General features: G+C 65.7%; 19 protein-coding genes. 6 read left to right on the forward strand and 13 right to left on the reverse strand.

What is annotated here, in order from left to right:
* Position 1 precedes the first annotated feature (1 nt).
* The gene (locus tag JF290_RS02250; RefSeq protein ID WP_199023097.1) at positions 2–2407 is read right to left on the reverse strand and encodes a GcvT family protein; all 2406 of its coding nucleotides are present in this window, start codon (positions 2405–2407) and stop codon (positions 2–4) included.
* Between the two features lie 80 nt (positions 2408–2487).
* Positions 2488–3249, reverse strand: a complete 762-nt coding sequence (locus JF290_RS02255) for an HpcH/HpaI aldolase family protein (RefSeq protein WP_199023098.1) — start codon at positions 3247–3249, stop codon at positions 2488–2490.
* A 179-nt stretch (positions 3250–3428) separates the two neighbouring features.
* Here JF290_RS02255 and JF290_RS02260 point away from each other — a divergent pair, with 179 nt between their 5' ends.
* Complete coding sequence (locus JF290_RS02260) at positions 3429–5849, forward strand: GcvT family protein (protein WP_199023099.1); 2421 nt, start codon at positions 3429–3431, stop codon at positions 5847–5849.
* A 139-nt stretch (positions 5850–5988) separates the two neighbouring features.
* On the opposite strand, the gene JF290_RS02265 is transcribed toward JF290_RS02260, so the two are convergent.
* The 5 genes from JF290_RS02265 to JF290_RS02285 all read right to left on the reverse strand — a co-directional run bounded on the left by JF290_RS02265 (position 5989) and on the right by JF290_RS02285 (position 10862).
* A complete protein-coding gene (locus tag JF290_RS02265; protein WP_199023100.1) occupies positions 5989–6699 on the reverse strand; it encodes a VPLPA-CTERM sorting domain-containing protein in 711 nt (236 codons plus the stop codon).
* A 174-nt stretch (positions 6700–6873) separates the two neighbouring features.
* A complete protein-coding gene (locus tag JF290_RS02270; protein WP_199023101.1) occupies positions 6874–8175 on the reverse strand; it encodes an HlyC/CorC family transporter in 1302 nt (433 codons plus the stop codon).
* Between the two features lie 84 nt (positions 8176–8259).
* A complete protein-coding gene (locus JF290_RS02275) occupies positions 8260–9222 on the reverse strand; it encodes a tyrosine recombinase (RefSeq protein ID WP_199023102.1) in 963 nt (320 codons plus the stop codon).
* 1 nt (position 9223) lies between these two features.
* Positions 9224–10723 (reverse strand): hypothetical protein, encoded by a 1500-nt coding sequence (locus JF290_RS02280; protein WP_199023103.1) that lies wholly within the window; start codon positions 10721–10723, stop codon positions 9224–9226.
* Entirely contained in the window at positions 10713–10862 is a 150-nt protein-coding gene (locus JF290_RS02285; protein ID WP_199023104.1) for a hypothetical protein, read from the reverse strand. Before JF290_RS02285 ends, JF290_RS02280 begins: the two co-directional genes overlap by 11 nt.
* Positions 10863–10941: 79 nt before the next feature.
* Here JF290_RS02285 and JF290_RS02290 point away from each other — a divergent pair, with 79 nt between their 5' ends.
* Both JF290_RS02290 and aroB read left to right on the forward strand, forming a co-directional pair.
* On the forward strand, positions 10942–11544 hold the full coding sequence (locus JF290_RS02290; RefSeq protein WP_199023105.1) for a shikimate kinase: 603 nt from the start codon (positions 10942–10944) through the stop codon (positions 11542–11544).
* A gap of 2 nt (positions 11545–11546) precedes the next feature.
* A complete protein-coding gene (gene aroB, locus JF290_RS02295) occupies positions 11547–12656 on the forward strand; it encodes a 3-dehydroquinate synthase (protein ID WP_199023106.1) in 1110 nt (369 codons plus the stop codon).
* A 174-nt stretch (positions 12657–12830) separates the two neighbouring features.
* On the opposite strand, the gene ssb is transcribed toward aroB, so the two are convergent.
* Positions 12831–13349, reverse strand: coding sequence for a single-stranded DNA-binding protein (ssb, locus tag JF290_RS02300; protein ID WP_199023107.1), 519 nt, complete (start codon positions 13347–13349; stop codon positions 12831–12833).
* Positions 13350–13535: 186 nt separating this feature from the next.
* On the opposite strand from ssb, the gene JF290_RS02305 reads away from it, so the two are divergent.
* Positions 13536–14120, forward strand: a complete 585-nt coding sequence (locus JF290_RS02305) for a lytic transglycosylase domain-containing protein (protein WP_199023108.1) — start codon at positions 13536–13538, stop codon at positions 14118–14120.
* 84 nt (positions 14121–14204) lie between these two features.
* A complete protein-coding gene (locus JF290_RS02310; RefSeq protein ID WP_199023109.1) occupies positions 14205–14603 on the forward strand; it encodes a hypothetical protein in 399 nt (132 codons plus the stop codon).
* Here JF290_RS02310 and guaD read toward each other — a convergent pair.
* The 5 genes from guaD to xdhA all read right to left on the reverse strand — a co-directional run bounded on the left by guaD (position 14567) and on the right by xdhA (position 22258).
* A complete protein-coding gene (gene guaD, locus JF290_RS02315) occupies positions 14567–15898 on the reverse strand; it encodes a guanine deaminase (RefSeq protein WP_199023110.1) in 1332 nt (443 codons plus the stop codon). The two genes, JF290_RS02310 and guaD, sit on opposite strands and share 37 nt — an antisense overlap.
* A gap of 67 nt (positions 15899–15965) precedes the next feature.
* Positions 15966–17549 carry a xanthine/uracil/vitamin C permease gene (locus JF290_RS02320; protein ID WP_199023111.1) on the reverse strand — a complete coding sequence of 528 codons (1584 nt, stop codon included), beginning with the start codon at positions 17547–17549 and terminating at the stop codon, positions 15966–15968.
* 82 nt (positions 17550–17631) lie between these two features.
* The gene (gene xdhC / locus JF290_RS02325; RefSeq protein ID WP_199023112.1) at positions 17632–18462 is read right to left on the reverse strand and encodes a xanthine dehydrogenase accessory protein XdhC; all 831 of its coding nucleotides are present in this window, start codon (positions 18460–18462) and stop codon (positions 17632–17634) included.
* 3 nt (positions 18463–18465) lie between these two features.
* Positions 18466–20781: a xanthine dehydrogenase molybdopterin binding subunit gene (xdhB, locus tag JF290_RS02330; protein ID WP_199023113.1), complete on the reverse strand. Its 2316-nt coding sequence runs from the start codon at positions 20779–20781 to the stop codon at positions 18466–18468.
* Positions 20782–20794: 13 nt separating this feature from the next.
* The gene (gene xdhA / locus JF290_RS02335; protein ID WP_199023114.1) at positions 20795–22258 is read right to left on the reverse strand and encodes a xanthine dehydrogenase small subunit; all 1464 of its coding nucleotides are present in this window, start codon (positions 22256–22258) and stop codon (positions 20795–20797) included.
* A 168-nt stretch (positions 22259–22426) separates the two neighbouring features.
* Between xdhA and JF290_RS02340 the strand changes: the two genes are divergently transcribed.
* Positions 22427–23338 carry a LysR family transcriptional regulator gene (locus tag JF290_RS02340; protein ID WP_199023115.1) on the forward strand — a complete coding sequence of 304 codons (912 nt, stop codon included), beginning with the start codon at positions 22427–22429 and terminating at the stop codon, positions 23336–23338.
* The last annotated feature ends 184 nt before the right edge of the window (positions 23339–23522 follow it).

Below are 23522 nucleotides of genomic sequence, written 5' to 3' on the forward strand. Positions count from 1 at the left end.
ATCAGCCTCTCAGTCGTGTGCCGTCAGGGTCAAACAACGGCGTCGAGATTACCCGCGCGGGGCGCATCTGTCCAAGAATCTCGATCTCGACCGCCAAACCGTCAGCGATGCGCGCGGTGGGCAGGAACCCCAGCGCGACGGATTTGCCCGCATGGTGCGAGTAGCCGCCCGAGGTGCAGAACCCCTGCACCGCGCCGTCCAGCCAGATCGGCTCGTAACCGTGCACATCGGCATCGTCCGCCTCGACCACAAAGGCGACCAGCTTGCGCGCGGCTCCATTGGCGCGTTCGGCTTCCGCCGCTGCGCGTCCGACGAAATCGGCATCCTTGCCGAAGGCGATGAACCGGTCCAACCCGGTTTCGGCCGCGGTGTAATCCGGCGAATACTCGCTGAGCCAGCTGCCGAAGAACCGGTCGAGCCGCAGAGACATCATGGCCCGCATTCCGAACGGCACCATGCCGTGCGCTTGCCCGGCATCCCAGAGCGTGGTCCAGAGCTGCCGCTGCGCCAGTGGATCGCAATAGATCTCGTATCCCAGGTCGCCGGTATAGCTGACCCGCTGCACGATGCAGTCGCTCATGCCGACGGTCATGCGCCGCACATCAAGGAACCCGAGGTCCGTTTCGGCACGGGTGCAGGCCGCCAAAACGTCGCGCGCCTTCGGTCCGGCGATCTGGAATCCGTTCAAAGTATCGCTGATATTTTCGATGCTTACGCCATCTTCCTGATGTGACAGAAACCAGCGCATGTGAAAGGCCTGACTGCCGTAGGAGGCGGTGAGGCGAAACTCCTCCTCGCCGAGGCATGAAATGGTGAAATCGCCGATCAGCTTGCCCTTGGGCGACAGCATCGGCGTCAGCGAGACCCGACCCGGCGCCGGCACGCGGCCGGCCATGATCCGGTCGAGCCAGGTCCGCGCACCGGGCCCGGTCACGCGGTACTTGCCGAAATTGTGCAACTCGTTGATGCCGACGCCGCCGCGCACGCCGGCCACTTCGCGCGCGGTGGCCTCAAAGGCGTCCGAGCGGCGGAAAGACGGGGTTTCATAGCTCGGTTCGTCGCCTTGCGCGAAGTAGTTCACCACTTCCAGCCCGTATTGCTGGCCCCAGACCGCACCGAGCCCGCTGAAGATGTCATACATCGGCGTCGTGCGGTTGGGGCGCGCCGTGGGCAGTTCCTCGTTCGGGTAGGCGACGGAAAAGCGTTTCTGATAGTTCTCGATCACCTTGGGCAGGGTATAGCCGGGGCTGATCCAGTCGCCGAAGCGGGCCACGTCCATGGCAAAGACGTCGCGCTCGGGTTCGCCCTCGATCATCCATTGCGCCAGTGTCAGCCCGACGCCGCCGCCCTGGCTGAAGCCGGCCATGACGCCGCAGGCCGACCAGTAGTTGCGCATCCCCGGCACCGGTCCGACCAAAGGGTTGCCATCTGGGGCAAAGGTGAAAGGGCCGTGGATCACCGATTTGACCCCGGCGCGTTCCAGCACCGGGAAGCGTTTGTAGGCGAAATCGATGCTTTCGCCGATCTTGTCGAAATCGTCGGGCAACAACTCGTGCCCGAAGCTCCATGGCGTCCCATCGACCGCCCAAGGGCGGCAGGTCTGCTCGTAGAAGCCGATGCACAGCCCGCGACCTTCCTGCCGCAGGTAGCTTTCGCCGGCCGGGTCCATCACATGCGGATGCTCGGTGTCGCGCTCGAAAATCTCGGGAATGTCGTCGGTGACGATGTACTGATGCTCCATCGGGTGCAGCGGGAAATAGACCCCTGCCATCGCCCCCACCTCGCGCGCCCAGAGCCCGCCTGCATTGACCACATGTTCGGCATGCACGGTGCCCTTGTCAGTCACCACGTCCCAGGTGCCGTCGGGCCGCTGGTTGGTTTCGCGCACCATGCAGTGGGTTTCGATGGTCGCGCCGCCCATCCGTGCCGCCTTGGCATAGGCATGCGTCGTGCCGGACGGGTCCAGATGCCCGTCAAGCGGGTCGTAAAGCCCGCCGAGGATGCCGTCGAGATTGGTGATCGGGGCGATCTTGGCAATTTCTTCCGGGCCGACGATCTCGGTTTCAAGACCCATGAACCGGTGCTTGGCGCGTTCCGCCAGCATCATGTCGAACCGGTCACGATTGTCCGCCAGCGTCACGCCGCCCACATGGTGCAGCCCGCAAGACAGGCCGGTGATCTCCTCGAGCTCCTTGTAGAGCCGGATCGTATAGCCCTGCAGCGCGGCCATGTTGGTGTCACCATTGAGCGTGTGAAACCCGCCCGCCGCGTGCCAGGTGCTGCCGCTGGTCAGTTCGGAGCGTTCCAGCAGCATGACATCGGACCAGCCCAGCTTTGTCAGATGATAGAGCACCGAGACGCCGACGACTCCGCCGCCGATGACGGCCACTTTCGTGGTGGTTTGCATGCGAAGCCTCCTGTCAGCTTTGCCTGCAAGGTGGGGCGGGGGCGACGGTGTCGCCTGTCAGAAAACGACAGGCCATGTCGCTAGGCGGGTGCGTCGCACCAGCTTTTCATCTCTGCTGCCTTCGCCTGCAACCACAGCACATCGAACCCCGCAACCATCCGGTAGCCACGGGCGAACAACGCCTCGGCCTGCCGCGCGGCCAGCGCCACGTTGCCCAGCGGCAGGCCCGCCGCGGCCGCCGCTGTTTCGACCCGCGCGATAGCTGCGGTGAAGTCCGGGTGCTCGAACTGACCCGGAATGCCCAGATCGGTGGACAGGTCGAACTGCGCCGGGATCAGGATGTCGATGCCGGGGACGGCGCAGATCTCATCGATGTTCTCGATCGACTCGCGGGTTTCCACAAGCAGGCAGCAGATCATGCGTGGCTCCATCTCGGCCCGATAGCCCATCAGCCCGGTCTGCCAGCGCGACTGAGCCAGGAACGGGCCGAAGCCGCGCACTCCGTCGGGTGGATAGCGCAAGCTGGCGACGGCTTTTACAGCCTCTTGCGCCGTTCGGATCATCGGGAACACGATACCCTCTGCGCCCAGATCCAAAGCCCGCTTGACCTGAGCCGGGTCGTTTTCCGCCACCCGAACCAGCGGCGCGCAATCGGTGCCCGCTGTCGCCGCGATCATCGCATGCGCGCTGCCGTGATCGACCGCACCATGTTCCAGGTCGATGATCACCGCATCCATCCCCGCCGCCGCAACGGCCTGTGTCACCGTGGCCGACGGGATGGTGCAGAGCACGCAGGACAGACGCCGATCAGGCTCTTGCAGCTTGGCTTTCAGAGGGGGCATGGCATGGCCTTTCCGGTAGGGTTTCATGCAACCCTATCGCCGTCGCGCGACATGCCGAAGTCCGAATTTCCGTTCGCGACTTGTATCACCGCGACGCAACATGTCGGGAAAGGGCAACTCTGCCGCCGGGGCCCGCGCCAATGTGCCGGACAACGCAATGCACAAGCAGGACCAGTTACATGCGGACCCAGGCCCAGGCCGTCGTGATCGGCGGCGGCGTCATTGGATGCTCGATCCTCTACCACCTGACGAAACTGGGTTGGACCGATGTCGTCCTGCTGGAGCGCGACGAGTTGACCAGCGGCTCCACCTGGCATGCGGCGGCCAACATTCACGGCCTGCATGACAGCACCAATATCAGCCGCATCCAGCACTACACGATGAACCTGTACAACAGACTTGAGGCAGAGACCGGCCAATCCTGCGGCGTGTTCCAGCCCGGCAGCCTCTATCTGGCGCAGACCGAAGCGCGCGAACATCAGCTGCGCCTGCAGGCGGCCAAGGCGAAGCTCTATGGCATGAACTTTCACGAAGTGACCCGCGATGAGGCAGAACGGCTGCACCCGCTGGTCGATTTCGACGGCATACGCTGCATCATGTGGGAACCCGATGGCGGCAATGTCGACCCCAGCGGCGTCACCAATGCCTATGCAGCGGGCGCACGCCAGAACGGGGCCGAGATCATACGTTTCTGCCCCGTCACCGCGACCGAAGCGCAGCCCGACGGCACGTGGATCGTGCGCACCCCCAAGGGTGATATCCGCACCGATTGGGTGGTCAACGCCGCCGGTCTGTGGGGCCGCGAGGTCGCCGCGATGGCCGGTTTGACACTGCCGCTGCAACCCACGGAACACCAGTATTTCGTCACCGAAACCATTGCCGAGATCGCGACACTTGATCGTCGCCTGCCGTCCGTCGCGGACCGGGACGGCGAATACTACCTGCGCCAGGAAGGCAAGGGCCTGTTGGTCGGGGCGTATGAGCGTAACATGCGCTTCTGGGCCGAGGACGGCACGCCGCAGGGCTTTGGCCACGAACTTTTCGCCGACGATCTGGAACGCATCGAGGACAACATGATGCGCGCCATCGCGCGTGTCCCCGTGGTCGGCACGGCCGGGATCAAGCGGGTCATCAACGGCCCGATGATCTGGTCACCGGATTCCAACGTCCTGTTCGGCCCGGTGCCGGAACTCAGCAACTACTTCTGCTGCAACGGCATCATTCCCGGTTTCTCGCAATCCGGCGGCATGGGCCTTCTGGCCGCCGACTGGATCGTCACCGGGGAGACCCGCTACGACATGTTCGCCTGGGATATCGCACGCTTCGGCGACTGGGCCGACAAGGCCTTCACCAAGGCGCGGGTCGGCGACCAATATGCGCACCGCTTCGCGATTCACTTCCCCAACGAGGAACGCGCCGCAGGCCGCCCCGTGCGCACCCGTCCCGTGCATGACATGCAGAAACGGATGGGCGCGGTCATGGGGTTGAACTATGGTTGGGAACACCCGCTCTGGTTCGCGGATACACCCGATGCTCAAGACACAAACGGCTTCACCCGGCAGAACTGGTGGGCACCGGTCGGTGCCGAATGCCGGATGCTGCGCGATCGTGCCGGGATCATCGATATCAGCAATTTCGCCAAATACACCTGCAAGGGGCCAGGAGCCGAAGACTGGCTCAACGCGGTCTTCGCCAACCGTATTCCAACGCAGGTGGGACGCTCCTGCCTGACGCCGCTCATCGGCGTGCGCGGCGGCATCGCCGGCGATTTCACTGTCACGCGGCTGGCGGCGGACGAATTCTGGATCATCGGCTCGGGCATGGCCGAACGCTATCACCAGCGGTTCTTCAAGCAGGTGCCGCTGCCGGCCGACACCATTTTCGAAAGCCGAACAGAGGCAATCTGCGGTTTCAACATCGCAGGTCCCGAAAGCCGCGCGCTGCTGTCACGTCTCACCAACGCGTCGCTTGCGACCCAAGACTTCCCCTTCATGCGCAGCCGGCGCATCGAGGTCGCCGGCGTCGATTGCCTCGCCCTGCGGGTGTCCTTCACCGGCGATCTGGGGTGGGAACTGCACTGCGCGACCGCGGAGCAGGCGCAACTCTATACTGCGCTCATCGACGCGGGCCAGGACATGGGCATCGGCCCGGTGGGCAGCCGTGCCCTCATGAGCCTGCGCATCGAAAAGGGCTATGGGTCGTGGTCGCGCGAGTACTCGCCGGAATACTACCCGCAAGAGGTCGGGCTCGACCGGCTCTGCAAGATGGACAAGCCGTTCCTCAACCACGCCGCCGCCGCCGAGACCTTGGCAAGACCCGCGCGCGAACGGCTCGTGCTGCTGGTGCTGGACGGCGACGCGACGGATGCGTCAAACGCCGATGCCACCGGCGGTGAGCCGATCTTCAAGGACGGCCACGGCATCGGGCGCGTGACCTCCGGCGCCTATGGCTACAGCGTCGGACAAAGCCTCGCGCTGGGCTTCGTCAAGGCCGCCGTGCCCGGCGACCGGGTCGAGGTCATGGTGCTCGGTCGTCCGCATGGCGCGGTGATCCTGGAACAGCCCCCGTTTGACCCCGATGGCAGCCGTCTCAGGGCCTGACGCCCCTCTTCATTTTCGCGGAAATACTCCGGGGGTGTGGGGGCTGGCCCCCACGCGGTCTGTCTCCCCGTACCCGCGCCAAAACGAAAAACGGCCGCACTCCCAAGGGCGCGGCCGTTCAAGAGTATGGTGAGCCGGTTCAGCTCCGGCGCTTGCGCGACCTCATGACGCCGAAGCCGCCCAGAGCGGTCAGCATGAGGATCGCACCGGCCGGCAGCGGCACCGGGTTCGGCGCAGGGTTGTTCTCGACGGTGTTGATGTTGTCGATCCCCCAGCCGATGTTTCTATTACCACCAGGCGTGACACCAACAATGCTGATCTCGTCAAACAACCCGGTGAAGGATACGGTCACGACGCCAGCTTCGTTAAGCGGGCCGGTCAGATCGCGTGATGTGATGAACTGGCTCGCGACCACGCTGCCGCCTTGAAGGGCTTGGAAGGTGAACTGCTCTTCCTGGCTGTCGCCGTCAATACTGTCGTTTCCACCATCGATATCGACGATCTCGAACGAGATAGCGCTCAGCGCCGACGCGAAACTGATGTTCATGTTTGTGTTGCCGCGAAAATCCCCGGTCAGGAAGACGTTGCCAAAGCTGGCAGGGCCGCTGGCAGTCGACCCGGGTGTATCGTTCGGCACGAAGCCAGCAGTGTTCGGGGTGGAGCCGATGCCGACCAACTTCATGGTTTCAGTCGAACTAAACGTCGCCGACCCATTCGTGTAAATGTTCCCGACCGGAATCAGAGTTGGATCCGGGTTTAGCGGAAACTCGTTTTCAAAATCGATGAGAGCGGCGCTAGCACCACTTGCGGCGAGCGCGAAGGCGCCGCCGATAATGAACGTTCTGATCATTTTTTGTCCTACCTATTCGATGTACGTTCGTTAACACACTGTGCTTCCCAAGCGGTTGATACGCCAGATCTGCGTTCTGGTCAACGATATCTTAACGCGACGCCCTTTTGGTTAACCTTCAGTCCAAGTTAGTCAAACTCCCAAAAATACGGCCGAACGCATCACAAGAACCGGTCACAGGGGCCTGATCTTGAGCCCGGTGATCCGGTTCCCTTCGCGCGCCATCACCTCGAACCGGAAGCCGTGGAACGAGAACACCTGGCCGATGACCGGGATCATCTGCGCCTCGTGGATCACCAGGCCTGCGATGGTGTTGGCCTCGTCGTCGGGCAGGTTCCAGTCCGTGGCGCGGTTCAGGTCGCGGATCGTCATTGCGCCGTCCACCACGTATTGCCCGTCCTCGCCGCGCTTGATCGGATGTTCGGCGTCCGGATCGAACTCGTCGGTGATCTCTCCGACGATCTCCTCGAGAATGTCCTCGAGCGTGATGAGCCCCTGCAGGCTGCCGTATTCGTCGACGACCAGCGCGAAATGCGTCCGCATCCGCAGGAACTGCCGCATCTGGTCGTCCAGCGTCGTGGTCTCGGGCACGAAATACGGGGGCATCGCCACGTCGGTGATCTTGAACCGGCCGAGCGCCTTGGCATCGCCGCTGGACACCAGCTTGTACATCGCGCGCAGCAGGTCCTTGGCATGGACCACGCCGATGATGTTCTCCGGCTCCTCGCGGAACACCGGCAACCGGGTGTGCGGACTGTCCAGGCATTGCTGCAGGATTTCGCTGGGGGCGGCGTCGGCATCGATCATTTCGATGCCCGAGCGGTGCAGCATGATCTCCTCGACCGCGCGGTCGCCCAAGTCGAGCGCGCCGAGAATCCGGTCGCGATCCTCTTTCTCGACCACGCCTTCGGAGTGGCCCAGTTGCAAGGCGCCGACGATCTCTTCGCGCACCGCCAGGATATGGCTGTCCGGATCGACCTTGACGCCGAAGACCCGCAACACGCCCCGTACCAGCAGACGCACCGCGCTCACCACGGGGGCGAAAACCATGACCACCACACGGATCACCGGTGCGACGAAGGCAGCGGCCTTCTCGGAGTTGATGATCGCATAGGTCTTCGGCAGCACTTCGGCGAAGATCAGCACGAGGCAGGTCATGACCAGTGTCGCTATCGCGACGCCGCTCTCTCCGAAGGCGCGGGTGAATAGAGCGGTCGCAAGCGAGGTCGCAAGGATGTTGACCAGGTTGTTGCCCAGCAGCACCGACCCGATCAGCCGCTCGTTGTCCTCGGTGATCTGCAGCGCCATCGCAGCCCCGCGCGAGCCCTTGTCGGCCTGGGTGCGCAGTTTCCCGCGCGAGGCCGCGGTCAGCGCGGTTTCCGAGCCCGAGAAGAAACCCGAAAGCACGAGAAGCAGCAGGATCGCCCCGCTGGTGATCCAGAATGCGGCATCCAGCGCCGTCGAAGTCGGTTCCATCAGAAAATCATCTGTTCCATGTGACCAAGCGGTTATGGGGCTGCGTGCGCGGGCATTCAAGAGGGCGCCACGTCGCGGGCGCGGTCATGTTTCCTCGCCGTCACGTTTCGGCGTGCGGGCCAGCGGGTGATGGCCATGCACCAGTTCGCTCAGCCGCTCGTCGAGTACATGGGTGTAGATCTCGGTCGTGGCCACGTCGGCATGGCCCAGCAGGGTCTGGATCGAGCGCAGATCGGCGCCATTGGCCAGCAGGTGCGTCGCAAAGGCATGGCGCAACGTGTGTGGCGTGACCTTGGCGGGCGAAACGCCCCCGGTGACTGCCATCTCCTTGATCAGCAGGTAGAAGCGGTGCCGGGTCAGGTGACCGGACTTGCCGCGCGAGGGGAACAGGAAACGCGAGCCCGGCGCGCCCTTCGCACGGGCTTGGGTCTCGGCTGCATCGCGCGCAATCAGCCAGTCGGCCATTGCTGTACGCGCCGGGGGTGACAACGGCACCATCCGCTCCTTGCCGCCCTTGCCGAGGACCAGCAGCATCCGCGGATCGCCGCGCGCCGCCGTGACCGGCAGCGCCACCAGCTCGCTGACCCGCATCCCGGTGGCATAGAGCAGTTCCATCAGGCAGGTGTTGCGCAGCCGGTCGGCCTCTGTCCGCCCGGTCTCGCGCGCTGCGGTCAGCAACCGGTCGACCTCGGGCACGTCCAGCGTCTTGGGCAGACGTTTCTCGCGCCCCGGCCCCTTGATCCGGATCGCCGGGTCATCCGCGCGCCAGCCCTCCTCGAAGGCAAAGCGATAGATCTGGCGGATCGCGGAAAGCCTGCGCGCGCGGGTAGCGCGCGACAGGCCCTGCGCGTCACAGTCGATCAGGTAACTCTCGATTCCGTCGCGTTCGATGGTGCCGAACGCATCGCTCCGGCGCGCCATCCAGCCGGCGAAATCCTTGAGGTCGCGCCCATAGGCCAACAACGTGTTCGTCGCCGCGCCCAGTTCGGCGGCCTGCGCCTCGAGAAAGGTGGCGATCCACTGCTCCGGGCGATCGGGTGCGGTCATGTCACCGCTCTCCGAGCAGCAGGATCTGCAGTGCTGCGCGGCGTGCCGTGTCGGTCAGGCCGAGCGCACGCAGGTCCGCCAGTGCGGCGCTCAGCATGTCGGGATTGCCGCGCCGCCCGGTGTCGAAAGCGGCCATCGCACGCAGGATGCGCTCGCCTCTGGGCAGGGCCTCGGCATTGGCGGAGGGCGCGGCGGCGAATCCGTCGGCAATTGCCTGCGCGAGAGCGTCAGGCGCCGGCACCGCCGTCGGATCGCCCGTCGCCAGCGCGTCGGCGAAGCGGTGCAGCGCGTCGGCACCAGGTGGCGACGGGGCCTTCGCCAGGTCCGGCGACAGCACGCGCACTCTCCATGCGAGGTCGCGCGCTGCGGGATCGGTCAGATCCACCGTGGCGAGCCGGTCCGCAAACAGGCTGGCGAACGGCACTTCGAGATGCACGTCGCGCATTGCCGCCCAGGCCGGGGGCAGCGTGCGGGTCACCGCTGCCGCGTCGCGCGCTGTGAGCGCGCCGTCGAAGGCCTGCACCGCCTCGACACGGTCCCAGACCCCACCCGAGGCCGACGCCTCGCGCTCGGTATACAGTCCCAGCAGCCGGTTCGGGCTGAGCGCGCCGATTCGCGTCAGCCGTTCGGCGGCCTCGATCTGGGCCTTCCACCCGGCCACGTCACGCAGGTCGGCGGTTGCGAAGGCGCGCGGCAGCGGCGCGGTGGGCAGCCGTTCGCCGATGGTCTCGAACAGGCGGAAATCCAGCGGATCGGGATCGGCGGGGGCGGGCAGGGGCGGCGCGCCCTCGAAGATGTCGGGACTCAGGAACCGGTCGAGCAGGTCGAGCCGCGCTTGCGGCATCAGTTCCAACACATGGGCGGTCTCAAGCAGCAGGGCCGCGGTCTGCCAGTCGCCCCGCCGCGCGTCGCAGAAAATGCGCGCCGCGTAATCCGGCGCGAGATGCGGCAGCCGCGTCAACGCTTCGCAACTGGTGTCCTCTGCACCGGTCAACAGGGTCGCATCGAACCAGCGCGCGAACAGCGCTGCGTCGTCGGTCGGGCCCGCGGTTTCCGCCAGCGCCTGCGCCGGGTCGGTCGCGCCGAGTTCCATCAGCCGATCGATGCGCGCCAGCAGCAACCGCTTCTCGGCGCGGTCGCCCTCGGGCGGCGTCGTTTCGGTCAGGAGCAGCGTGTAGAGCAGTTTCTGCATCGCCGGGCTGTCGCTGACCGGGACCGCGGCAATCAGGCGAATCAGCGTATCGACCTCGGAGCCCTTCCACAGGTCCGCCGGCAGACCGGTCACGGTGGCAGGCACCAGGCCTACGGGTTGCGTGGCTTGGTCCAGTGGCGTGACGTCGATTTCGGGGGCGCGCGCACCCGGGCTGACCGGCGGTTCCAGCAGCACCGGACCGCCGGAGCCGGGCGGGTTCTGGCCCAACCACTCGATCACCGAGAGCGGCTCGGTCGCGCCCACGGCGATCGGCAGACTGCAGAGGATCAGGGCGAACCTAGTTCGCATCCAGCGTGACCGGTTCGCGGATCTCGGTCTGGGGTGGCGAGAAATCCGATCCGAACCACGGCCCGAGATAGGCATAGGCAACCACGGCGATGAACGCCAGGATCGCCAGATAAATCAGGAATTTCAGCAATCTGCCCATTATGTCCCCATGACCTGCCCAAGTGTTTTGCGTAAGTTATATATGGCCTTTTACGCAAGATCACGTCATTCAGGGGCAAATGAGCGAAATTGAGCAAGGCATCACCACGTCGCGGCAGGCGGAGCCGCAGCCGCGCCCTGTGGGACGGCTGAAAAAGACCGTGGTGATGGTCGGCATGATGGGCGCGGGAAAGACCGCGGTGGGGCGTGCGTTGGCGCAACGGTTGCTGGTGCCGTTCCTCGACAGCGACGCCGAGATCGAAAGCGCCGCCAACATGACGGTGCCCGAGATATTCGAACGCGACGGCGAGCCGTTCTTTCGCCGCAAGGAGAGCCAGGTCATCGGGCGCCTGTTGCAGGACAGACGCGGTGTGCTGTCGACCGGGGGCGGTGCGTTCCTGTCCGAGGCGAACCGGCGGATGATCTCAGAGCGCGGCGTTTCGGTGTGGCTCGATGCGCCCTTGCCGGTGCTGTGGAACCGGGTGCGTCACAAGAGCACGCGCCCGCTTCTTCGCACCGCCGATCCGCGCGCGACGCTGGCCGAACTCTATGCCGCGCGGGTGCCGATCTATGCCGAGGCCGATCTGAGGGTTCCGTCGGATTCGCGCTGTGCGATCGAGGAGATGGTGGACCGGGTGATCGCGGCGCTGGCCACCCGTCCGGATGTTCTGGAACTGGAATGACGATGCAGCAGACAGTGCATGTGCCGCTGGGCGCGCGCGCCTACGATGTGGTGATCGGCCCGGATCTGCTGGCCGAAGCGGGGGCGCGGATCGCGCCCTTCCTGCACCGGCCGCGAGTCACGGTGGTGTCGGACGCGACGGTCGCGGCGTTGCACATGGACACCTTGCGCGACGGGCTGGCCGCCGCCGGGGTCGCGATGGAGGCTCTCGTGCTGCCGCCGGGCGAGGGCACCAAGAGCTGGCCCCACTTCACCCGCACCGTGGAATGGTTGCTCGACCAGAAGGTCGAGCGGCGTGACGTGGTGATCGCGTTTGGCGGCGGTGTGATCGGCGATCTTGTCGGCTTTGCGGCGGCGGTCCTGCGGCGAGGCGTGCGTTTCGTTCAGATCCCGACCTCGCTGCTGGCGCAGGTCGACAGCTCGGTCGGCGGCAAGACCGGGATCAACGCGCCCCAGGGCAAAAACCTGATCGGCGCGTTCCACCAGCCGACCCACGTGCTGGCCGACACGGCGCTTCTGGGCACGCTGACGCCACGCGATTTCCTCGCCGGCTATGGCGAGGTGGTGAAATACGGCCTGCTGGGTGATGCGGAGTTCTTCGCATGGCTCGAGTCGCAGGGCCCGGCGCTGGCGGCGGGCGACATGGCGGCACGGGTCGCCGCTGTGACCCGGTCGGTGCAGATGAAGGCCGACATCGTTGCGCGGGACGAGACCGAACAGGGCGACCGGGCGCTGCTGAACCTGGGCCACACCTTCTGCCATGCGCTCGAGGCGGCGACCGGCTATGGTGACAGGCTGCTGCATGGCGAAGGGGTCGCGATCGGTTGCGCGCTGGCATTCGAGACCTCGTCCCGGCTCGGGCTCTGCAGCCAGGAGAGCCCCAGCCGCGTGCGCGCGCATCTGCGCGCCATGGGCATGAAGACCGATCTGTCCGACATCGAGGGCGATCTGCCGGATGCAGATGGCCTGCTGGCCTTGATGGGGCAGGACAAGAAGGTCGTCGACGGGCAGTTGCGCTTCATCCTCGCGCGCGACATCGGCGCTGCGTTCGTGGCCAGTGACGTTCCGATGGATGTGGTGCGCGGCGTGCTGACGGATGCCTTGGCGGGTTAACGGTCGTTTACCCTCGGCACGTCGACATCGGGTCAAGCGGCTGTTGCCGACCCCGCGAATTCAACGGGTTGCAGGGATTTGTTTCGCGCGCGAAACATTCCGCTCCAACGAGTTGTTTTCAAAAGGTTAATACCGCGGCGCAGCGCCGAAGCGCGCGGCGCGGTATTCCGGCGTTCAGAACGGGATCTCGTCGTCCAGGTCGCGGGATGAGGGGGCGCTGCGCCCGCCGCCACCGGAGCCGCCGCCACCATAGCGGTCGTCCTGCGGGCCGCTGTCATAGCCACCGCCATAACCGCCGCCCTGGTCGCCGCCAAAGCCACCGCCGCTGCCGCCGCCGTCACCGCGCCCGTCCAGCATGGTCAGTTCCGAGCGGTAGGGCCGCAGAACGACCTCGGTGCTGTAGCGGTCCTGGCCCGACTGATCCTGCCATTTGCGAGTTTCCAACTGGCCCTCGATGTAAACCTTCGAGCCTTTCTTCAGGTATTGCTCGGCCACCCGCGCGAGCGGTTCCGAGAAGATCGCCACGGAGTGCCACTCGGTGCGTTCCTTGCGCTCGCCGGTGTTGCGGTCCTTCCAGGTCTCGCTGGTGGCGATGCGCAGGTTGCAGACCTTGCCGCCGTTCTGGAAGGTGCGCACCTCGGGGTCGCGCCCCAGGTTGCCGATGAGAATGACTTTGTTGACTGACCCGGCCATGGCGGTCTCGCGCTCCTCGTGTGGTTCCTGTCCTGTCCGAATCCGTCCGACCCGGTTCGGCTGAGACTATACGTCCCGCGCGCGGGTTGAAACATGGTTAAGGCCGCCGGAGTCGCGGAAGTCTGGCCATTTGAGGGAATCCGGGTATATTGTCGCGCGAGGCACTGAGGACAGGGCAGACATCTGATGCGCAGACTGGCGTTTGGGATCGCGATTGCGAGCGTGGGATTGGCGATGCCGGTTTCGGCGGACATGTTCTCGACCAAGAGCCAGCGAAACCTGTTCAAGTCGCAGACCAAGGTGCTCGACGGGCGCTTGTCCAAGCAATACGCGGGCTCGACCCGGCTCAAGCCGCCGACCATCCACGCGCCCTCGGGCGGGATGATCCGGGGCTATTTCGGCAAATACAAGGGCGAATACCTTGAAATGGCGCGCGAGGCCGCGCGACGGCACAACGTGCCCGAGGACCTGTTCGCGCGGCTGGTGCAGCAGGAAAGCGGCTGGAACCCGAACGCGCGGTCGCACAAGGGGGCGATCGGGCTGGCGCAGCTGATGCCCGGCACCGCGCGGGCGCTCGGGGTCAACCCGTCCGATCCGTTCGAGAATCTCGAGGGAGGCGCGCGCTATCTGGCGCGCCAGTTCCGCGAGTTCGGTTCCTGGCGGTTGGCGCTGGCGGCGTATAACGCGGGTCCCGAAGCGGTGAAGAAGCACGGTGGCGTGCCGCCCTACCGCGAAACCCGCAACTATGTCCGGGTCATCTGGGGCAGCTGATCCGAGGGTTTCAAGAAACCGCCCGATTTCCGCCCCGATTGGTGGACAGTCTCGGAGCTGGACGCCTTGATCCGGAGCCGAGAGATGACCGCGACCACATTCCAGGACCGCATTGCCCGTATAGAACAACGCCGCCCGGCGCAGCCCCAGTTCACGCCGAAACGCTTCGCACCGCCGCCCGAGCGCGCCGCGCGCCTGCAGCGCCGCCGCCGTCCGGGGGCCCGGCGCAACCTCGTGTCGCTGGCGACCGGGGCGCTGTCGGGCATTCTGGCCGGGGTGCTGGTACAGGGCGCCGTCTTGACCGGCGCGCCGTGGGGGCCGGGAACGCCGTATAACGAACTGGTCGGGCTCGTCGGCGTCGCGGGGCTGTTGGCGGCGCTGCCGATGCTGTTGCTGTCGGTGTACCTGCGCGCACGCCGCCCCGGCCTGTTCTTCTTTTCCGCAGCCTATGCGCTGATGGCGATCTCGGTCGCGCTGGCCTGATCGCGGGTGTCGACGCCCGCGACATAGACGCTGTCGATGGCGCGGTCGTCGCCCATCATCTGCAGCACGAAGAGCTCTTCGGACAGGGTCTGCGCCCGCTCCATCCTGAGCGCCATCGCCTCGGTCGCGCGTGCGTTCAGCACCACGATATCGGCCTCGCTGCCGGGCGCGAGGGTGCCGATTCGGTCCTGCAGTCCCAGCGCGACGGCATTGCCCCGCGTGATCCAGTGGAAGGCGCGCAGGGGATGCAGCTTCTGGCCCTGCAGCTGCAGGATCTTGTAGCCCTCGGCCAGGGTCTGCAACATCGAGTAGCTGGTGCCACCGCCGACATCGGTGGCGATCGCGTTGGTGAGCCCGCGCGCACGCAGTCCTGCGTCGTCGAACAGTCCGCTGCCCAGGAACAGGTTCGACGTCGGGCAGAAGACCGGCCGCGCATCGGTTTCGGCGAGCCGGTCGATCTCGCGCGGGGACAGGTGGATCGAATGGCCAAGCAGCGCCTTGTCGTGCAGCAGGCCGTAGGTCTCATAAACGTCGAGGTAATCGCGCGCATCTGGATAGAGCTCGGCCGTCAGCGCGATTTCGGCGTCGTTTTCCGACAGGTGCGTCTGCACGTAGCAGTCGGGATTTTCCGCGACCAGCGCCTGCGCCATCTCCATCTGTGCGGGCGTCGATGTGATGGCAAAGCGCGGCGTGATCGCATAGTGCGCGCGGCTTTTGCCATGCCAGCGGGCGATCAGCGCCTTGGTGTCGTCATAGCTGCTCTGCGGTGTGTCGCGCAGCGCCTCGGGTGCGTTCCGGTCCATCATCACCTTGCCGCCGATCATCCGCATGTTGCGCCGCGCGGCCTCGGCGAAATAGGCCTCGGCCGAGGCCGCATGAACCGAGCAATAGGCCACGGCGGTCGTGGTGCCATGGGCGGTCAGCTGGTCGAGGAACCGCGTGGCCATCGCTTCGGCCAGGGCCGGGTCGGCATAGCGGCTCTCCTCGGGGAAAGTGTAGGTGTTGAGCCAGTCCAGCAGCTGCGCACCCCAGGACGCGATGACCTGGGTCTGGGGGAAATGGATATGGGTGTCGATGAATCCCGCCATCAGCAGATGCGGGCGATGGTCGACCACCTTCGCGTCGGGCGCGTCGGCGCGCAGGGTGTCGAACTCCCCGGCGGCCGTGATGAGGCCGTTTTCGATCAGCAGCGCGCCGTCCTCGCGGTAGTCATAGGCGGCACTGTCCTCGGGGCCTGTCGGCTCGGCCGAGAAGCTGAGTGTGCGGCCGCGCAGAAGGGTTTTTGGCGAAATCATGTCTCTGTCCGGTCCGTTGGTCGGGGGGCCGGGGCGCAAGTCGCGCGCCCCGGCTCGGTGGTGGGTGTCATTCGCCGGGGGCGATGCGGGGATCGTCGCTGGGCAGGTTTTCGTTCACCAATGTGCCCTCCTCGTGGAACATCGGATAGATGTAAAGGAAGGCCGCGGCGATCAGGTAGCCCATGCTGACGCCGCTGAAGGCGGGCCACTGCAGGCTGGCGGAATGGATGATCCCGACCAGCGACATTGCGAAGGCAGCCAGCGCAAAACCGCCCGCGTTGCGGAAATTGCCGTCGATCACGCTGGCCACGATCGCGCCCCAGATCAGCCCGGTGAGGATCGCGCCCTGGCTCAGCGCCAGGTGGCCCTCGTAATGCGCGCCCTGCTGGAGCAGTGCGGCGGTCAACTCGGGATCTCCCAACTGTGCCATGCCCTCGGCCCCGACCGCAGCCAGGGCACCTATGAGAGAGCCCCATTTGATGATCAGGAAGGCCGACACGTGCGGCATCATCGCGATGGTCACGGCGGCCATGTGGTCGGTCTTGACCGAATGGGCGGTGTTGGTGATCAGGCTGAGGGCCACAAAGACCAGTACCGGGGCCGCGGCCGCGACCGGGATCAGGTTGTTCAGGAAGGCGAGGAAGCCGAAGAACGCGGCGAACGGGATCACGAGGCCAACGCCGATGATGTATCCGGCATGCGCGCCCATGCGCTTGTAGGCCGGATGGCCGATATAGGCGGTGGTCGGAAACGGCGAGCCGAAAACCGCGCCGATCATGGTGCCAAGCCCGTCGGTGATCTGGCAGGTGGCGACCGGATAATGGTCGCCCGCGGCCTCGGCGCTTTCGACGTTGTTCATGGTTTCGATGAAATTGTAGATCTGCACCGGCACCAGCACGAGGAACAACTCGGGATTGGCGAACAGGTGCTGAATGCCCGCGATCAGGTCGCCGACATAGGGCAAGGGCGGATAGAAGCCGACTCCCTCAAAGCTGATCTTGGCCTCGCCGATGGCGAATGCGACGACGGTGCCGACGATCAGCGCCAGCAGGCCGGCGGGAATGTTGAAGGGTAGTCGGAAGCGCCCGACCAGCCCCCAGAGGATGATGATCATAGAGGCAAAACCAACAAACGGATTCTCGAACACAGTGGCCAGCGGCACGGTGCCGATGAAGACCAGCGCGATACCGCACAGCGTGCCGAGCATGCCTGCGCGCGGCGTCACCCGTTTGAGCCAGGGTCCGACGATGGCGCCCAGCCCAGCGACGATGCCGCCCATGAAGCCCGCGCCGATGCCGACCTGCCAGGCCAGCATGGCGTCGTTTGTCGACCAGTAGATCGGGCCGATCACGCCGAAGAGATAGACGAACATCACCGGGGTCGAGATGCCGTAGGGCAAGGCCGTCACGTCGCGTCCGTGCTGCGCGGCAGCGCGCTTGGCCAGCCAGGTATAGACCGCGACGCCCGCCATGATGGCGACGGCGGCGCCGGGCAGGATGCGGCCAAAGACGATTTCGGCCGGCATGTTGAAGACGAACTGGCACACCCCGGCCAGCACGATCAGGTTGATCAGGTTGTCGGTGAAAAGCGCCCAGAACGCGCTGAAATCGCTGCGCGCAAAAAGCTTGTAGTTGTATGTCCCTCCGTCCATGACGGACTCCTCCTCCATTGGGGCGTGCGCCGCTGGCCGCCGGGATGGCGGATCGGGGCGCATCGCCCGGTCGTTCGCCCGTTCAGGGCGTTTGCTGTGTCCCTCGCGGGATGGTTGCGGCAGGTTCAGAGGTCAGGTCGGCCATCACCTCGGCGACCACGAAGGCCGCGATGACGCCGGGCCGCTTGTCGCGGCTACCGCTTGCCCCGATGGGACAATTCAGTTGATCAATGGTCTGGCCGCCCGCGTGATCGTGCGCCCAGTTCCGGAATTTCGCCCGCTTGGTGGCGGAGCCGATCATGCCGACATAGGCGGCGTCGCCGCGCGCCAGCGCGGCAGAGGTCAGCAGGAAGTCGAGCGCGTGGTCATGGGTCAGCACGATGAAGGCGCTGCCCGGCGGGGCGGCGGCGATGTCCATTTCCGGAACGGCGCTGAGCCGGGTTTCGACATCCGCGGTGACCAGGGACAGTTCCTCAAGGCGGGTGTCGATCAGAACACACTTGACCGGCAGGTGCTGGAACAGGTCGGCCAGCGCGCGCCCGACATGACCCGCGCCCAGAACGTAGACATGGGGCAGGGCGTCGGTTTCGGTCTTTGCGCGCGCCCGCGCCGCCGCTTGGTCGGCCTCGTCCATCAGGGTCAGGGCGATCTCGACCCGTCCGCCGCAGCATTGCCCGATCTCGGGGCCCAGCGGGACGTCCATCGTGGCGCCCGCGCGCCCATCGCGCAGCATCGCCCGGGCCTGATCGATCGCCATGTATTCGAGCTGTCCACCCCCGATGGTGCCCCAGAGCGCATCGGGCGACACGAACATCTCGGTTCCGGCCTCGCGCGGGGAAGACCCGCGCACGCGCGTCAGCGCTACACGGATCACCGCGCCGTGCCGGGACAGGAAGGCGGACAGCGTGTGCATCGCTCAGGCCTTCTTCAACCGCTCGACCGCCATCAGCACCCGTTCAGGCGTGGCGGGCGCGTCAAGGCGCGGGCAGATGCGGTAGTCGGCGACCGAGGCGACGGCCATCGACAGCGCCTCGAACACGGAAATGCCCAGCATGAAGGGCGGTTCGCCCACCGCTTTTGAGCGCTTGATCGTGAGTTCGCGGTTCTCGGACCAGTCGGCGAGGTTGACGTTGAAGATGCGCGGGCGGTCGCTCGCCAACGGGATCTTGTAGGTGCTGGGCGCATGGGTGCGCAACTGGCCCTTGTCGTCCCACCACAGTTCTTCGGTGGTCAGCCAGCCCATGCCCTGGATGAACGCGCCCTCGACCTGGCCCTTGTCGAGCGCCGGGTTCAGCGACCGGCCCACGTCATGCAGGATGTCGGTGCGGTCGACTCTGTATTCGCCGGTCAGCGTGTCGATGGTGACTTCGGAACAGGCCGCGCCATAGGCGTAGTAGTAGAAGGGGCGGCCCTTGCCGGCGCCGCGGTCCCAGTGGATCTTGGGCGTCTTGTAGAACCCCGCCGCCGAAAGCTGCACCCGCGCCATGTAGGCAGCCTTGATGAATTGGGCGAAGGTCAGGGTTTCGGCACCGATATGGACGTGATTGGCCTTGAACGCCACGGCTTCGGGCGCGACGCTCCATTTCTCGGCGGCGAAGGCGACCAGTCGCGCCTTGATCTGTTCGACCGCATCGAGCGCGGCCATGCCGTTCAGGTCAGACCCTGACGAGGCCGCCGTGGCCGAGGTGTTGGGCACTTTCTCGGTCGTGGTCCTGGTGATCTTGATCCGCTCGAAATCGACCTGGAAGGCCTCGGCGACGACCTGGGCCACCTTGGTGTTCAATCCCTGGCCCATCTCTGTTCCGCCGTGGTTCAGATGGATCGAGCCGTCATTGTAGACATGCACCAGCGCGCCGGCCTGATTGTACCACGTGGCCGTGAAGGAGATGCCGAACTTGACCGGTGTCAGCGCGATGCCTTTCTTCAGAATGCGCGACCCGAGGTTGTGATCAACGATCGCGGCGCGGCGCGTGCGGTAGTCTGCGGATTGCTCCAACTCGGTCACCAGACGGTCCAGGATATTGTCCTCGACCTCTTGGTGATAGGGGGTCAGATCCCGGCCCGCACCGCCGTAGAAGTTGGCCTTGCGCACATCCAGCGGGTCTTGCCCGGTGGCATAGGCGATCTCCTCGATCATGCGTTCGGCGACGATCACACCCTGCGGGCCGCCAAAGCCGCGAAAGGCTGTGTTGGACACGGTGTTGGTCTTCATCGGTCGGGACACGAGTCGCACGTTGGGATAGAAATAGGCGTTGTCGGCGTGAAACAGCGCGCGGTCGGTGACCGGGCCGGACAGGTCGGCGGAGAACCCGCAGCGCGCGGCGAAGGAGCCCTCGACCGCCTCGATCCGGCCTGCGTCGTCAAAGGCCACGTCGTAGTCGACGACGAAATCGTGCCGCTTGCCGGTGGCGGTCATGTCCTGGTCACGGTCGGGGCGAATCTTGACCGCACGGTTCCATTTCTTCGCGGCAATGGCGGCGACGGCGCAGAAGAGGTTCATCTGGCTTTCCTTGCCACCGAACCCGCCGCCCATGCGCCGCACGTTCACCACGACCGCGTTGGACGGCACACCCAGCACATGGGCGACCATGTGCTGTGCTTCGCTGGGGTGTTGGGTCGAGCAATGCACCACGATCTCGTCATCCTCGCCGGGGATGGCAAAGGCGATATGGCCTTCAAGATACATGTGATCCTGTCCGCCGATGGTCATGCAGCCCTGGATGCGGTTCGTGGCGTCCTCGAAAGCGGGGCCCACATCGCCGCGTTCCAGTTTCAGCGGCGCGGTGACGTGCGGATAGTCTGCCTCCATCGCCGCAACCGGGTCGAGCGCGTGGGGCAGGGGCGTGCAATCGGCCTCTGCCAGTTCGGCGGCGCGGCGGGCGGCATCGCGGGTTTCGGCGATGACGGCAAAAAGCGGCTGGCCGTGGAACTGGATCGTCTCGGTCGGAAACACCGGTTCGTCGTTCAGGCCCGTCGGGCTGATGTCGTTGACACCGGGAATGTCGTCTGCCGTCAGCACGCCGATCACACCGGGGGCGGCGCGCACCGCGGTCAGATCGATGCCATGAAGCGTCGCGTGGGCCACGTTCGACACGCCGAGATAGGCGTGTAGCGTGCCTTCGGGCTGGGGGATGTCGTCGGTATAGTCGGCGGCCCCGGTCACGTGCTTGGCGGCGCTGTCATGGATGCGGTCCGTGTGAACGCTGCCCCGTATGGATACATTGTCTTTCATCGCTTGCGCTCCTTCACGCTGTCGCCAGGGATACCGGGCGGGAGGTGGCGTCGTCCTGCTCGAGGAAGAACCGGCGCAACAGGTTCTGCGCGCTCAGCATCCGGTACTCCGCCGAGGCGCGCCAATCGGTGAGCGGTGTGAACTCGCCCGCAAGGGCCGATGCGGCGGCCTCGAAGGCACCTTCGCTCCAGGGTTGGCCGGTCAGGGCCGCCTCTGCCGCGGTGGCGCGTTTGGGTGTCGCCGCCATGCCGCCGAGCGCGATGCGGGCGCCGGTGATGGTCCCGTCGCTGACGGTGACGCTGATCCCGGCTGCGACCGAGGAGATATCCTCGTCGCGGCGCTTGGAGATCTTGTAGGCGGCGTCGCGCTGCCCGGCGGCCGGGCGCGGCACGCGGATCGTCTCGACGAATTCGCCGGCGGCCCGGTCCTGCTTGCCATAGTCGATGAAGAAGTCTTCGAGCGCTATGCTGCGCCGCGCGTCGCCGCGGCGCAGGGTGATCTCGGCCCCCAGCGCAATCAGCACGGGCGGCGTGTCGCCGATGGGCGAGCCGTTGGCGATGTTGCCCCCGACCGTACCCATGTTGCGCACCTGCCAGCCGGCGATGCGGTCCCAATAGGGCGCAAGATGCGGGAAGATGTCGGCCAGCGCGTCCTGGCAGTCGCTGTAGCTGGCCGCGGCGCCGAGGATCAACCCGTCGTCGTGGCACTCGATCCGGCGCAGGCCGGTCAGGTGTCCGATGAAGACCGCGGGCCCGATCGGGCGCAGGAACTTGGTGACCCAGAGGCCCACGTCGGTGGCCCCGGCGACGATCGTCGCTTCGGGATGTTCGAGCAGAACCTCGGCCAGATCGTCCACGTCGGTCGGCAGGATCGCGCGGTCCTCGGCAGGGCCGCTCACGACGCGCCTGCCGTCACGGAGGGCGGCGAGCCGCGCGGCGATCTCGGCGCGTTCGCGGGTGATGTGATCGGCGGCCGGGCTGTCATGTCGGCTGGCGGCGGTGGCGGCGCGGACGATCGGCGCATAACCCGTGCAGCGGCAGAGATTGCCCTGCAGCGCGGTTTCGACCTGCATCTCGGTCGGATCGGGCTGTTGCATCCACAGCGCGTAGAGCGACATCACGATGCCGGGGGTGCAGAAACCGCACTGGCTGCCATGGTGATCGACCATTGCCTGCTGAACCGGGTGCAACCGCCCGTCCGGACCCGCCAGATGTTCGATGGTGACCACATGGCAGCTGTCGACCGTGGCCAGAAAGCGGATGCAGGCATTCACCGGCTCATAGACCAGCCCGCTGTCGGCGAGCCGGCCGACCAGGACGGTGCAGGCGCCGCAATCGCCTTCGGCGCAGCCTTCCTTGGTGCCGGTCAGGCGGCGCTCCAGCCGCAGGAAATCAAGCAGCGTCTGCTGGGCGCCAACCTCCGCGACCGAGACGTCCCGACCGTTCAGAATGAACCTGATGTCGCTGCGATGATCCATCGGATACTCCCTTTGTGATGCGGCCTGATCCGTTGCCGTCACACGAGATACTACCTGCAACGAATGCTTCCCGATACATTTGCAATCGGCAAATACTTTCAACAGAGCGTTGATAAAAATCCGCCGCGATGCCACAGAATAGCGCGGAAAGCAGCGAGGGAGCGCCGCATGTCCTATGTCGAAAGCCTGCGGGTGTTCACCCGTGTCGTGGAACTGGGCAGCATCACCGCCGGGGGCCGCGATCTGCGTCTCACGCCCGCGGTCGCCAGCAAACGGATCAAGGAGTTGGAAACCCATCTGGGGGTGCGCCTGTTCAACCGCACGACACGGTCGCTGTCGCCGACCGAGGTCGGCAAGGTCTTCTATGACGAGGCGCGCAAGGTGCTCGAGGCGATGGAGGCGGCCGAGACCCGCGTCGCCACGTTCTCGGACACGCCGCGCGGCACGATTCGTGTCACGGCGCCGTTGGGCGTCGGCCGGAGGCTCATCGCGCCGCTGGTGCCCGAGTTCGTGCGGGCTTTCCCCGAGACACGGGTCCAGATGCGCCTGTCGGACCGCAAGGTGGACCTGCTTGCGGACGGACTCGACGTCGCCTTTTTCATCGGCACGCCGGGCGACAGCAACATGAAGCTGCGCAAGATCATGGATTGCGACCGCGTGCTCTGCGCGGCGCCGGAATATCTTGCACGCCACGGCACGCCACGGACGCCCGACGACCTTCTGTCGCCCGACTGCTCGTGCCTGTTGCTGCGCTATCCGCGCTCGCCCGAGTATTTCTGGGTGCTGCAGACCGAGAGCGGAACGCGCAAGCTGGACGTGGCGGGCAAGTTCGATGCCGACGATGGGGACGTGCTGACCGAATGGGCATTGCGCGGCCACGGAATCGCCAACAAGCCGCGCTTCGACGTCGCCGAGCATCTCGAAACCGGCGCGCTGGTCGAAGTGTTGCCCGATACGCCACCGGCCCCCTCGATCTTTGGCTGCTTGTACCCGCACAAGAAGCTGCTTGACCCGAAGTTGCGCCGTTTCGTCGATTTCGTCGTGGATCGCTGCGCGCCGCTTGCCTCTGGAAAGGCGTGAACGGCCGTCGTCTTGTGATCTTCCGGCTTCTCTTGCCGTGGTGATCCGGAAACCTGAATTGATCGACGCGCAAGGTAGGGCAGGTCGGGAAACATATTGGCATGTGTCCGATTGGCATCAGGGGGAGTGCGCGAAAACAGACTTCGCAGGTCTCGACATCTTCGGCTACATGTCGGACGTTGGC

Origin of the sequence: Sedimentitalea arenosa (genome assembly GCF_016428585.1) — a bacterium.
In the GTDB taxonomy this organism is placed as follows: domain Bacteria; phylum Pseudomonadota; class Alphaproteobacteria; order Rhodobacterales; family Rhodobacteraceae; genus Sedimentitalea; species Sedimentitalea arenosa.

Excerpts from the sequence above, each read along its gene's own strand:
- JF290_RS02250 (WP_199023097.1), bottom strand. The coding sequence starts at position 2,407 with ATGCAAACCACCACGAAAGTGGCCGTCATCGGCGGCGGAGTCGTCGGC.
- JF290_RS02255 (WP_199023098.1), bottom strand. The coding sequence starts at position 3,249 with ATGCCCCCTCTGAAAGCCAAGCTGCAAGAGCCTGATCGGCGTCTGTCC.
- JF290_RS02260 (WP_199023099.1), top strand. The coding sequence starts at position 3,429 with ATGCGGACCCAGGCCCAGGCCGTCGTGATCGGCGGCGGCGTCATTGGA.
- JF290_RS02265 (WP_199023100.1), bottom strand. The coding sequence starts at position 6,699 with ATGATCAGAACGTTCATTATCGGCGGCGCCTTCGCGCTCGCCGCAAGT.
- JF290_RS02270 (WP_199023101.1), bottom strand. The coding sequence starts at position 8,175 with ATGGAACCGACTTCGACGGCGCTGGATGCCGCATTCTGGATCACCAGC.
- JF290_RS02275 (WP_199023102.1), bottom strand. The coding sequence starts at position 9,222 with ATGACCGCACCCGATCGCCCGGAGCAGTGGATCGCCACCTTTCTCGAG.
- JF290_RS02280 (WP_199023103.1), bottom strand. The coding sequence starts at position 10,723 with ATGCGAACTAGGTTCGCCCTGATCCTCTGCAGTCTGCCGATCGCCGTG.
- JF290_RS02285 (WP_199023104.1), bottom strand. The coding sequence starts at position 10,862 with ATGGGCAGATTGCTGAAATTCCTGATTTATCTGGCGATCCTGGCGTTC.
- JF290_RS02290 (WP_199023105.1), top strand. The coding sequence starts at position 10,942 with ATGAGCGAAATTGAGCAAGGCATCACCACGTCGCGGCAGGCGGAGCCG.
- aroB (WP_199023106.1), top strand. The coding sequence starts at position 11,547 with ATGCAGCAGACAGTGCATGTGCCGCTGGGCGCGCGCGCCTACGATGTG.
- ssb (WP_199023107.1), bottom strand. The coding sequence starts at position 13,349 with ATGGCCGGGTCAGTCAACAAAGTCATTCTCATCGGCAACCTGGGGCGC.
- JF290_RS02305 (WP_199023108.1), top strand. The coding sequence starts at position 13,536 with ATGCGCAGACTGGCGTTTGGGATCGCGATTGCGAGCGTGGGATTGGCG.
- JF290_RS02310 (WP_199023109.1), top strand. The coding sequence starts at position 14,205 with ATGACCGCGACCACATTCCAGGACCGCATTGCCCGTATAGAACAACGC.
- guaD (WP_199023110.1), bottom strand. The coding sequence starts at position 15,898 with ATGATTTCGCCAAAAACCCTTCTGCGCGGCCGCACACTCAGCTTCTCG.
- JF290_RS02320 (WP_199023111.1), bottom strand. The coding sequence starts at position 17,549 with ATGGACGGAGGGACATACAACTACAAGCTTTTTGCGCGCAGCGATTTC.
- xdhC (WP_199023112.1), bottom strand. The coding sequence starts at position 18,462 with ATGCACACGCTGTCCGCCTTCCTGTCCCGGCACGGCGCGGTGATCCGT.
- xdhB (WP_199023113.1), bottom strand. The coding sequence starts at position 20,781 with ATGAAAGACAATGTATCCATACGGGGCAGCGTTCACACGGACCGCATC.
- xdhA (WP_199023114.1), bottom strand. The coding sequence starts at position 22,258 with ATGGATCATCGCAGCGACATCAGGTTCATTCTGAACGGTCGGGACGTC.
- JF290_RS02340 (WP_199023115.1), top strand. The coding sequence starts at position 22,427 with ATGTCCTATGTCGAAAGCCTGCGGGTGTTCACCCGTGTCGTGGAACTG.